This window comes from Synechococcus sp. H55.11, assembly GCF_047462475.1.
In the GTDB taxonomy this organism is placed as follows: Bacteria; Cyanobacteriota; Cyanobacteriia; order Thermostichales; family Thermostichaceae; genus Thermostichus.
Genome location: NZ_JANSJI010000083.1, coordinates 1 through 11,405, shown reverse-complemented (window position 1 = coordinate 11,405; position 11,405 = coordinate 1). Strand labels below are relative to the sequence as shown.

Annotated in this window: 10 protein-coding genes; 2 read left to right on the top strand and 8 right to left on the bottom strand. The window is 61.3% G+C overall.

The window, feature by feature from the left end; genetic code table 11:
* Positions 1 to 11: 11 nt before the first annotated feature.
* The 3 genes from rpsD to NW853_RS03510 form a co-directional block, all read right to left on the bottom strand.
* Positions 12 to 623 carry a 30S ribosomal protein S4 gene (gene rpsD, locus NW853_RS03520; protein ID WP_414335255.1) on the bottom strand — a complete coding sequence of 204 codons (612 nt, stop codon included), beginning with the start codon at positions 621 to 623 and terminating at the stop codon, positions 12 to 14.
* Positions 624 to 781: 158 nt separating this feature from the next.
* Positions 782 to 1,918 (bottom strand): GDP-mannose 4,6-dehydratase, encoded by a 1,137-nt coding sequence (gmd, locus tag NW853_RS03515; protein WP_414335254.1) that lies wholly within the window; start codon positions 1,916 to 1,918, stop codon positions 782 to 784.
* Positions 1,919 to 2,043: 125 nt separating this feature from the next.
* Positions 2,044 to 3,411, bottom strand: a complete 1,368-nt coding sequence (locus NW853_RS03510; RefSeq protein ID WP_414335252.1) for a nicotinate phosphoribosyltransferase — start codon at positions 3,409 to 3,411, stop codon at positions 2,044 to 2,046.
* A gap of 304 nt (positions 3,412 to 3,715) precedes the next feature.
* Between NW853_RS03510 and NW853_RS03505 the strand changes: the two genes are divergently transcribed.
* Both NW853_RS03505 and NW853_RS03500 read left to right on the top strand, forming a co-directional pair.
* Positions 3,716 to 4,786, top strand: a complete 1,071-nt coding sequence (locus NW853_RS03505; protein WP_414335250.1) for an isochorismatase — start codon at positions 3,716 to 3,718, stop codon at positions 4,784 to 4,786.
* 15 nt (positions 4,787 to 4,801) lie between these two features.
* Positions 4,802 to 6,061 carry an ATP phosphoribosyltransferase regulatory subunit gene (locus NW853_RS03500; protein WP_414335248.1) on the top strand — a complete coding sequence of 420 codons (1,260 nt, stop codon included), beginning with the start codon at positions 4,802 to 4,804 and terminating at the stop codon, positions 6,059 to 6,061.
* On the opposite strand, the gene NW853_RS03495 is transcribed toward NW853_RS03500, so the two are convergent.
* From NW853_RS03495 to tsaB, 5 genes are all read right to left on the bottom strand, one after another.
* Positions 6,045 to 7,097: a DNA polymerase III subunit delta' gene (locus NW853_RS03495; protein ID WP_414347779.1), complete on the bottom strand. Its 1,053-nt coding sequence runs from the start codon at positions 7,095 to 7,097 to the stop codon at positions 6,045 to 6,047. The two genes, NW853_RS03500 and NW853_RS03495, sit on opposite strands and share 17 nt — an antisense overlap.
* Positions 7,098 to 7,123: 26 nt before the next feature.
* A complete protein-coding gene (locus NW853_RS03490; RefSeq protein ID WP_414347778.1) occupies positions 7,124 to 9,433 on the bottom strand; it encodes a hypothetical protein in 2,310 nt (769 codons plus the stop codon).
* Between the two features lie 94 nt (positions 9,434 to 9,527).
* Positions 9,528 to 9,989 carry an acetyl-CoA carboxylase biotin carboxyl carrier protein gene (gene accB / locus NW853_RS03485; protein ID WP_414335243.1) on the bottom strand — a complete coding sequence of 154 codons (462 nt, stop codon included), beginning with the start codon at positions 9,987 to 9,989 and terminating at the stop codon, positions 9,528 to 9,530.
* Positions 9,990 to 10,052: 63 nt separating this feature from the next.
* A complete protein-coding gene (gene efp / locus NW853_RS03480) occupies positions 10,053 to 10,610 on the bottom strand; it encodes an elongation factor P (protein ID WP_414335241.1) in 558 nt (185 codons plus the stop codon).
* Between the two features lie 45 nt (positions 10,611 to 10,655).
* A complete protein-coding gene (tsaB, locus tag NW853_RS03475; RefSeq protein WP_414335239.1) occupies positions 10,656 to 11,330 on the bottom strand; it encodes a tRNA (adenosine(37)-N6)-threonylcarbamoyltransferase complex dimerization subunit type 1 TsaB in 675 nt (224 codons plus the stop codon).
* Between the last annotated feature and the right edge of the window lie 75 nt (positions 11,331 to 11,405).

Genomic DNA, 11,405 nt, shown 5'->3' with positions numbered 1-11,405 from the left:
AAAAGGGATCCTTAGAGCTTACGGGAATAGAACTCAACCACCAAAAGCTCGTTGACCGGAGCGCAAATTTGCTCGCGGGGGGGCAGTTCTTTGATGCGTCCGCGCAGCTTTTCTTTGTCAAACTCCAGGTAGTCAGGTAGAAACAGACCCGGATACTCTGCGTAGGCGGCTACCAGCTTGCGGGAAGATTCCTTGTTTCTGACCGTAATCACGTCCCCCACTTTGCAGCCATAGCTGGGAATGGTGACCTTTTGGCCGTTAACCTCTATGTGACCGTGGCTCACCAACTGTCGAGCTGCCGGGATGGTGGGAGCCATGCCCAGACGAAACACGATGCAATCCAACCGCATTTCCAGCATCTGCAACAGGGCCAAGCCGGTGGATCCCTTGGAGCGCCGTGCCTTGCGCATGTAGCGGATCATCTGCCGTTCGCTTAGCCCATAGTTGAAGCGCACCTTCTGCTTTTCTTCTAGGCGAATGGCATACTCAGACTTTTTCTTGCGCTCGGCGCCATGCATACCGGGCGGATTGTTATTTTTGGGGCGCTTGCGCGTCAAACCGGGCAGATCAAGTCCCCCGAAGCGACGAATAATTTTTAGACGGGGACCTGTGTAGCGGGACATGCGGGCAGTTCTCCGAAATCAGCAAAGGATGTCCAGGGTCGAACGTTCAGGAAGCTAGAAGAATTGGCGATCTCCTATATTAAGCGTTCACTCCCCGATCTGGGCAAGGGGGACGAAGCGGTTTTTGGGATCCCGTCTCGACCGTCTTATCCCTCTTGTCAGTCGTAATGAACCCCCAGTTGGGTGCGGATGAAGGCGCGATCTTCGCTGAGCAGGCCGTTGAGGGTGCGCCGTTCCCCTAGGATGGGATCCGGATCCAGGCCGATGGCTTCCAAGTCGGCCAGCACCATTAGCTCCACCAATTGTGGGAAGCTCACTTTGGGCTCCCACCCCAGGACTCGCTTGGCTTTGGAAGCATCCCCCAGCAGCAGATCCACCTCGGTTGGGCGGTAGTAGCGGGGGTCGATCTCGATCAACACCTGGTCTTTATACAATCCCTGTTCGGCTGGGCCGGAGCCTTTCCAGGTAATGGGCAGACCCACCAGCGCGAAGGCTCGTTCCGCGAACTCGCGCACGGTGTGGGTTTCCCCCGTAGCCAACACATAGTCGTCCGGCTGGGGTTGTTGGAGCATCATCCACATTCCCTCGACATAGTCTTTGGCGTAGCCCCAGTCTCGCTTAGCATCCAGGTTGCCCAGGTACAGTTTGCTTTGTTTACCGGCCACGATGCGGCTGACGGCGCGGGTGATCTTGCGGGTTACAAAGGTTTCCCCCCGCCGTGGGCTCTCGTGGTTGAACAAAATGCCGTTGCAGGCGAACAGATTGTAGGCTTCGCGGTAGTTGACCGTCTGCCAGTAGGCGTACACCTTGGCACAGGCATAGGGGCTGCGGGGGTAGAAGGGGGTGGTCTCCTTCTGCGGGATCTCCTGCACCAGGCCGAACATCTCCGAGGATCCCGCCTGGTAAAACTTCACCCGGATCCCGGTGCGCTGTTGGTAGTCGCGGATGGCCTCTAGAAGACGCAGCGTGCCCATGGCCACCGCGTCGACGGTGTATTCCGGCGCATCAAAACTCACCCGCACGTGGGATTGGGCCCCCAAGTTGTACACTTCCGTCGGCTGCACCTGTTCCAGGATCCGGCGCAGGGTGGTGCCGTCCGTGAGATCCCCGTAGTGGAGAAATAGCCTGGCTTGCGGGTCATGGGCATCCACGTAGATGTGGTCGATGCGGTCGGTGTTGAAAGTGCTAGCGCGGCGGATGATGCCGTGAACTTCGTAGTTTTTCTGCAGCAGCAGCTCGGCCAGATAAGAGCCATCCTGTCCGGTGATGCCGGTAATTAAGGCACGTTGGGTCATAGAGTTGGGGGCAAAGAGCGGGAAAAGTCTAAGCAGCGAAGTGGCTCAAGTCCAATAGCAAAACTCAGATCTCGAAGCAGAGACTTGAAAGCTAAGACATTATAATGCAGCAAAACTCCCTTTCCTCAGGCAGATTCCTGACCGAGGGTATGGTCTTTTACCCGTTGCAAGGCCGCGGTCAGGGCCATGGGCCAGGGATCCGGCTGGCGCAGTTGCCGCACCCCCTGAGGTAGGCGCAGCACAGAAGCGCGGCTAGTGCGGGCGATGGCTTCTAGATCTGGCAAGGGAGCCAGTAGCACACCCCTGTGCATGATCTGGCGTAACAGCGGTTCGTAGCCGGGGGGCGGGGGCTCATCGAACCGGCCCAACAAGTCTCCCTCAGGGCTGCGAAAGATCTGCTTGCGCCCGGGAAGAGTAGCTTTGGCAAAGGAAGCCTTAGCCACCGGGATCCCGTTGATTTCCACCAATTTGTACACCCCGTTGACCCCTTCCCCGGTCACCAGGCGGGTGCCCACCCCGTAGCCGCTGATGGGAGCTTGGGAGCGATGCAGACGCTCGATCTCGTGTTCGTCGAGGTCGCCGCTGACAAACACCGGCGCTCCCTGGGGCAAAATCTGCTTTACCCGGCGAGAGAGATCTTCCAAATCTCCGGAGTCGATGCGCACCCCGCCGATTTCCCCGCGCGATCCCAGTTGATCCGGATGGGTGGCCGCAAAGAGTTGGGCTGCCGTGCGCGCCCCTTGGATGGGATCGTAGGTATCGATCAAAAGCGCGGCCTGGGGAAAGTAGCGCCGAAAGGATTGAAAGGCGCGGGTCTCGTCGCCCGAGAGAGCAGCGATGGCCATCACCAGGGAATGGGCCATGGTTCCTGCCGGCTTGCGCCCCAATTTCAGAGCCGCCAAGACGTTGGAAGTGGCGTTAAACCCTGCAGCCAGCGCCGCCCGGGCCGCCCACAGCCCCGCCTGGGGCCCAAAAGCTCGCCGCGTGCCGAACTCCAGCAAAATGGCCTCATCCCCCGCCGCATCCCGCATCCGGGCCGCCTTGGTGGCAATCAGGGTCTGGTAGTTCAAGGTGGCCAGCAGGTAGGTCTCCACCAGTTGGGCTTGCCAGAGGGGGGCTTCCACCCGCAATAGAGGCTGGTTGGCGAAAATGGCGGTTCCTTCCGGCACTGCCCACACATCTCCCTCAAACCGGCAGCGGGCCAGCAGATCCCAAAAGCGCTCCGGCGCATCGGCGAAAATGCCCGTTTCCCGCAGCGCCTGCAAAGCCTCGGGGGCAAAGCTGAGCTGCTGCAGATAGTCCACTGCCTGGGCGAGCCCCATGGCGATCAGATAGCCATAGTCGGTGGGCAGCCGCCGCACAAACAGCTCAAAGGCAGCAGGCTGAGCCTCTAACCCTTCCCCCACATAGCAGGCGGCCATGGTGAACTGGTACAGATCCGTCAGCAAACCATAGTCTTGGGGCCGCAACGACGAGAAATCAGGGCTCAACATGAAAAACCTCAGGGCAGGTGGAGGGGGACGGGAGCACGCGGCGGGTTGCCGCCAAGGTTATAGTGAAACCTACCATAAGTAAGCCTGCCTGTCAGGGATCCACAAGCAGCACCACAACCCCCGCAAGACTGGAAAAACCAGTCTTGACAAAACACCCAACCCAAACGTAGCCGAGAACATGAGCGGCCACCTGGGCAAAACTCTAGCCCCGACTTATAGTAAGATTAACCATAAGTATCCACCCGACCCCGTCAACCCTGAGCGCGCTTGTGCGAGGTCGGCCAAGTTGCAGTGGAAGAACGCCATGAATCCCATGCTAGAGGAGCTAGCTGTTGAGGCGCCGGCGGGCCTGCCGCCCCACTTTGCGCCGGAGCGGGTGGGGGAGATCTGGCGGGTGCCCTACCAACAGCGGGCAGCAGAAGCCGAGCGCTGGGCCAAGGAGCACGGGATCCCACCGGCAGAGGCCGATCGGGTGCGGGTGGGCTTGTTGCTGATCGATGTGCAGAATACCTTTTGCATCCCTGGCTTTGAGCTGTTTGTGGCCGGCTCCAGCGGTTTGGGTGCGGTGGAAGACAATCGACGGCTTTGTCAGTTTATCTATCGCAACTTGGCCCACATCACCCAGATCATCGCCACCCTCGACACCCACACAGCCATGCAGATTTTCCACCCCGTCTTTTGGGTGGACGCGCAGGGAGCCCATCCTGAACCGGCCACGGCCATTTCGGCAGCCGATATTCGCTGCGGGCGGTGGCGGGTGAACCCCGCAATGGCTGCCAACCTCACCCAAGGGGATCTGACGCGGCTGCAGGTTTATGCCCTGCACTACGCCGAGCAGTTGGAGCAAGGGGGCAAATATCCCCTCATCGTCTGGCCCTACCACTCCATGTTGGGAGGGATCGGCCATGCTCTGGTGCCGGCGGTGGAAGAGGCGATCTTCTTTCACGGCATGGCCCGCCACAGCCAGCCCAGCCTGCAGCTCAAGGGAGCCAACCCCTTGACAGAAAATTATTCCGTGCTCAGTCCGGAGGTCTTGACCGGGCCGGAAGGGGATCCCATCGACGAGAAAAACGCGTCCCTCATCTGCCACCTGTTGCAGTTTGACGCGCTGATCGTGGCCGGCCAAGCCAAAAGCCACTGTGTGGCCTGGACGGTGAACGACCTGTTGCAGGAGATCCAAGCCACGGATCCCAGCCTGGCTAAGAAAGTTTATCTTCTGGAAGATTGCACCTCAGCGGTGGTGATCCCCGGCGGGGTGGATTTCAGCGAGCAGGCGGAGGCGGCCTTCGCCCGCTTTGCCGCCGCCGGGATGCACCGGGTGCGCTCCACCGACCCCATCTGGGAGTGGCCTGAGTTTCCCAGGGATCCCGGCTGACCCCGCAGATCCAGTATGATGCGGCAGGACACTCTGCCGGAGCAGCCTGTGTACGATCGCGTCAGCGGGACGGAGTCCTTAGCTGCTTCCACCCTTTCCAGCAGCCTGCGCCCCCCCAGCGGCGCCCGCGATTTGCTGCCCCGGGAAGTACAGCGACGGGAGAGGCTGGAGGCTCAGCTCACCCAGGTTTTTCGCCGCTACGGCTACCAGCGCCTCATCACCCCCACCCTGGAGCGGCTGGAAACACTGCTGGCGGGGGGATCCATCCGCGCCGAGGCGGTGCTGCAACTGCGGGATGGCGAAGGGATGATGCTGGGGCTGCGCCCGGAGTTCACCGCTTCCCTTGTGCGGGCGGCGGCCACCCGTCTAGCCGGCGGGCCTTTGCCGCTGCGGCTCTACTACCACGGCAGCGTTTTCCGCAACAGCCGGCGGGAGGAGGGATCCTACAGCAGCCAGGAGTTTTTTCAGTCCGGGGTGGAGCTGATCGGGGCGGGCGGATGGCTGGCCGATGCCGAGATCCTGCTGCTGTTGGCCGATTGCATTCGCTCGGTCGGCATCTCCGCTTGGACGCTGCTGCTGGGCGATGTGGGCCTGACCGAAAGCCTGCTCAGCCCAGTTGCCCCCACGGCTCAAGCGGCGGTGCGCCGTGCCATTGCCCGGCTCGACTACGTTTACCTAGAATCGGCCCCTTTGCCGGAAGCCGCCCGCCAGATTGGCCTGCAAATCCTGGGGCTGCGGGGCCAGCCCGCTCAGGTTCTTTCTAACCTGGCGCGGCTGCCAGTGCCGCCTGAGCGGCTGCGGGATCTGCGGCAGCTCTGCCAGGTGCTCCAGGATCATGGAGTGCAGGTGGTGCTGGATCTGAGCCTGCTGCAAACCCTGGCTTACTACACCGGCATCGTTTTTCAGGCGGTGGCCGCCGGGGAGGTCATCGCCTTGGGAGGACGTTACGACCGGCTGCATGCCCTCTACAGCCCTCAGCAAGTGGAACAGCCGGGGATCGGCTTTACCCTGCTGCCGGATACGCTGCTGCGGCTCTTGCCCCCTGATCCCCAAACCGAGGCGATGGTCTGCAAGCGGTTGGTGGTGCCCCTGGTGCCGGCGGGGATCCCGGCGGCGCTGGCTTTGGCCGCCCGCTGGCGAGCATCAGAAGCAGTAGAGCTGGAATTGCTGGATCGGGACCCCGAAGAGATCGAAGCCTACGCCCGCCGGTGTCGGATCCCGGAGATCGCCTGGGTGCAGGCCGACGGCAGCTATCACATCACCCACCCGGCCTAATCCTGGCAAGGTTGACCTCCCAACAGAGGCGCGGCTGCACCAGTTGTAAAAGTTGTTGGCGAATGCGCTCCAACTGCTGGATTGCCTGACGGGATCCCTGCGCCCACTCGCGATAGGGGGCTGTAGGCCTGAAATGCTGTTGCAAATAGTCGATCAGCCACAGTTGCGCCGGCAGCTCCAAACCGGCCACCGCTCTGCCCAGTTCCAACGCCCGCTGGAGAGAAAAGTGCCAAGGCCAACGTTTGAGTTCCTCCAGGAGCAATGGCGGAATCTCCCGCAGGTGCTGCTGGGCCAGCAACGCCAGGCCGGGGCTGCCCTGGGCCAAGGCGATCAGCTCGGATCGGGGGATCCCTGCCAGATCTGGACAACCCAACCCACTCAACACCTGCTCCACCTCTTCTGGGCTGAGGCGGCGAAACGGCACCATCTGGCAGCGGGACAGCAGGGTTGGCAACAGGGAGGCCGCCTGGGAGGCGATGAGAATGATGTGAGCCGGGCCCGGCTCCTCCAGGGTTTTCAACAAGGCATTGGCAGCGCTTTCTGCCAAGGTTTCCGCTCCCTCCAGCACCACCACCGAGCGCCGTTCGCGTAAGCAGGACGGAGTCCTCGCAGGAATCGGCCTACGGGAACAAAAGCGAGCTATTCCCTGCACCTGCTCCAGGCGAATTTGGGGTGGCGAGCGCCGCTGCAAAGTTTGCGCCTCCGGGGATTCTGCCGGGATCAGACGGCCCTGGTGCAGGTAGGTGGGGCTGACCCAATGGAGGTCGGGATGGTTGCCCGCCAGCAGCCAACGGCAGCTTGAGCACTTGCCGCAAGGGATCCCAAAGCTGGCTTCGCACAAGAGGGCCTGAGCAAACCAACGGGCCATCAGCCCCCGACCCACCCCCTGGGGGCCCAAGAAACAGTAGCTGGAAGTCACCCGCCCCTTCTCCAGCGCCGCCACCAGCAGCCGCGCTGCCATCTCCTGGCCAACAATGCGCTGCGGGGGCAAGACCTTCACCCGGTCAGGGGTCTCGGCGGCTGCAACTCCAAACATCGTCTCAGCAGGAGAGGATGAGGTTATCAGTTGGCGGGAGCCGACAGGAAGTGCTTGCGGAAATACTGCAGCGTCTCCGGTCGCAACAACCCCCGCTCCACCAAGGAATCCCCCCAGTGGGGGGAAGCTTCATCCATTGGCGGCAAGAACTCCAGCACCTCAGCAGCCAACAAGTCGGCAGCCTTGAGGAACTCTCCCAGCGTGCGGCACCCCGACAGCCGGGCCGAATATCCCCCATCGGCAAAGAATTTGATCGTGGTCGCCTTCAGGCCCGCACACTCGCCGATAACTGTCGTCAGCTTGCCCCCCGCCTGTTGCCAACGGCTGAGGATGTGTTCGATCTGGGGCCGATCCAGCAGGCCCGCCTCCTGCAAGTTTTGGAACAGATGCCTGGCCCACGGGGTAAGCTCCGCCAACAAGGGATCCGTCGGCGGGTCTTCAGGATTGGCGGGAAGCTCCCCGGCGTTGAGCCCGGGCTCCTCCGTCCCCCTGGCAGGCCCAGACGAATGCGCCGGCCCCTCTTTGGCGGTTGGGAGGTTGGCTGCTCTCAACTGGGCTTGGGCGGCCTCGGCGATCAGCTTCTGCTGTTCGTAACTCACCTGCAGCAGACGGTTGCGGTTCTGCTCAACTTTGAGGTTCTCTTGTAAAGTCTCCAAGCTCTGTCGGTAGGCCGCCAGCAGCTCCCGCGCGTCTCGCAGCTCCACCGTCAAGTTGGCCTGCTGCTGTTGGAGGGCGCTGAGGCGGGATCCCATGCTTTTGAGTTGCTGCTGAGCCTGTTCCAGGGCTTCCTGGCGGGCTTGCAGGGATCCCTCCAGTTGGACAATGCGCTGCTCGGCCTCAGCCTGTTCTGCCCTGAGCTGCTGGATCAAAGCTTCGCTCTGCTGCCGTTGCTCCTCCAGTTGGGCAATGTGCGCTTCGTAGTCACGGTTGGCTGCCATCAACCGCGCCACTTCCGCTTGCAGTTGTTGTTGCTGCGCCTGCAAGCTCTCCACCTGCTCTGGGGGAACGTAGCCGGAAAGCCGCGCCATTTGGGTTTCGTGCTCTTGCTGTAGCTGAGCGTAGCGCTCTTGCCACCTCTGCACAGCGGCTCTCAGCTCCGCAATCGGTTGCTCTGGGGTGGCAACCTGCTCGGGCCGGGAAGCGTCCAGATGCGGGGATAGGGCAGCCTCTGACTCTGCAACTTGCCGGGCCAGTTGGGCCTGCAACTGATCCCGCTCCGACCGGAGCTGCTGGATCTGATGAAGTGCGGCCTCCAATTGGGCGCGTAGGTCGGCCACAACACTGCCGGGCACCGAGTCCAACTGGCGTTTCTGCAGAATTTGGATCTGCTCTTGCAACTGCTCCAATTCGGATTGATAGCAGTCTCGCTGGGTTTGCAACTGCCGCTGCGCTTTTTGCTCCGCAGCGCGGACAAGGGCCAACTCCGTTTCCAGCCGTTGCAGTTGTTCCCGCCAAACTCGCAAATCCTGCTGTAACGTGGCCTGATGCTGGAGCTCCACTTGTTGGAGGCGGATGGTGGCTTCCAGTTTTTGAATGCGCTGTTGATACTGGCTTTGAAAATCGGCAATCTGCTGATTCATGTTGGCCAGGATCCGATCCCATTCCTGTTCCTGGAGCTCGATTTGCAGCTGCAAGGCTTCCACTTGCTTGCGGTAGTCGGCCAAGGTGGCCGGTTGAGGCTCATCAGCAAAAGGATCTAGGGCTGCCGTGGCTGTTGTTCTGGAGACGGGAACTTCCCCAACTTCAGAGTCAAGCCCGGGTGGCCGAATCCTGGCCTCTTCCGGTACGGGCAGAGCCGGCTCCACCCCCCAGAGAGGATCCCCGGCTGCAGAGCTTTGGGGGGTTGGCTGGGGATCCCTGGCCAAAAAAGGCTGCAGCGCCTCCCACGCATTGGAGGAAGCCATCTGTTGCAGTTGCACCTGCACATCCAAGGCGCGATCCAAAATGGCCGGCTGTACCCAACCTTTCCAGGCGAGAATCTCCCCCAGTTTCCGCCCGTAACGACGCTGTTGGGCCAGAGCAACCCGCAACTGCTCGAAATCCAAATGGCCCAGCGCCACCAAAATCTCCCCCAGAGAAAGGGACTGGCTGGGCAAAAAGCGGTAGAGATCGGGCAGGGTGAGCCAGCCGTGCTCGAGGCACACTTCTCCCAACTTGAGGTGGTTTTGCTGCTGCTCCCGCAGGGCCTGGGCCAACTGGGATTGGGAAATGAGCCCTGCCCGCAGCAAACGCTGCCCCAGCGGCAAGCTCGACTCAGCCTCACCATCAGCAGCACCCCGCCCCTCCAGAAAGGGGAATGGGGTAGAGCCACTCTGGGAAGAAGAGCGCCGAGGCATCAAGAAGGCTCCCAGTTCAAGACTGTGTCGCTGCTGCACTTCAGCTTATTGCCCCCAGGATAAAGCACCAAGGGAGGGCAGCGCCACCCTGGCTTTACCCCGTGGGATCCAGTCGCATTAAAACTTGGCCAAATTCGACCGGCTGGCCGTTGCTCACCAAAATCTCCCTCACCACGCCTGCTGTTTCGGCCTCTATCTCGTTCATCAGCTTCATGGCTTCGATGATGCAGAGAGTTTGACCCTTGTTCACCCGTTGGCCAACCTGGACGAAATCCGTTTCTCCGGGGGCAGGGGCGCTGTAGAAGGTGCCCACCATCGGCGCCGTCACCTCTACCCAGTGGCTGGGGGCAGGCTTGGGAGCGCTCTCAGGAGGAGGAGCTTCTGCAGGGGGAGCAGGGGAGGGGGCCAGCGGCGGAGCGGCAGGAGGAGGAGCTTCGGCGCTCCCTTTGCGCAAGGTGAGGCGAAAATCTTTGTACTCCAGGGTTAGTTCGGCTACATCGCTCTCTTGCAGAGCGGCCAGGAGAAGACGAATTTCCTGCCAATTGACAACATCCAAGGGAAGGCTCACTCCTGATGCATCACCTGTCCACAACGGAAATCCCTAAGCTGGGGGAAGAAGCTACTCGCGGCCCAGATAGGTGTCGGTGCGGGTATCGACCCGGATCCGTTCCCCCACCTTGATGAACAAAGGCACCTGGATCTCAGCACCGGTCTCCAGCTTGGCCGGCTTGGTTCCCCCAGTTGCGGTATCTCCCTTCACCCCTGGATCGGTTTCCACCACCTCCAGAACCACAGTGTTGGGCAACTCCACATCGATCACCTGCCCATTCCAACGCAGGATTGACACTTGCATGTTTTCTTTCAGGTATTTCACGGCGGAGCCAATTTGGGCGGCAGTAATGGGGGCCTGCTCATAGGTCTCCATGTCCATGAACACCAAGTTGTCCCCCTCTGCGTAGAGATATTGCATCTCGACTTTTTCGATGGTGGCCGCCGGCAGGGTTTCCCCGGCGCGGAAGGTTTTCTCCACAACGTTGCCGGTCTGCATGTTTTTGAGTTTGGTGCGCACAAAGGCCGCTCCCTTGCCGGGTTTCACGTGCAGAAACTCGATCACCTTGTAGGGAGCTCCGTCAATTTCTACAGAGACGCCAGGGCGCAAATCGTTGCTTGAGATCATGTCGGCAGAGGGATCCGTTGCTCAGACTTCCCAATCTTACCGTGATCAGGGGGCACTCGGATTCAGCACCTGGGGATCGATGGGGGGACGACGACCATAGATGGGCAGCACCTCCTGCCACTGAGGGCGCAACCCGGCCCGGAAATCGGCGTGGGCCAATTCTGCCAACGCCACCACCGGCACAGGATCCAGAAAATCGGCGGCATCCACAGATAAGGCCTGCGGCCACCCTCGGAGAGTCGCCTGCCAAGCCGCTTCCGCCCAGAGCTGATCGGCCACTGCCACAGCCAGATGTTCGGCCCCCACCCAGTACACACCGCCATACCACTCTCCCCGTTTGGCGTCCATCTGCACCGCCACCGTCAAGGGCTGTGCCGGGGATCCCTGCTGGATCCACGCATGACGGGCCAGGACGGCCAAAGCCGAGTAGCCAAACACTGGGATGTGCAACTGCTGACCCAGCAGGCGCGCCACGCTCACCCCCAAACGGCTGCCCGTAAAGCTGCCCGGCCCCAAAGCGACCGCGATCCCGGACACCTGCGACCAGTCCTGCCCGGCCAAGAACTCCTTCAGGCAAGGGTGTAACTGCGCTGCCATCTCCCGATCCAGCCACCGGCTCAGAATGCGGGTTTCTCCCAGCTCCGGCTCCAACGGCAGCAGGGCCAAGCCCAAAACCGGCGTGGTGGTGTGGATCCCTAAAATCCAGCGGGGAAGAGACATGGCCTCTCTCAGGATCAATGAGCCAGTTGACAGAACTTAACGGATGTTTTAAGGTTGTGTTGTCAATCTTCGCGC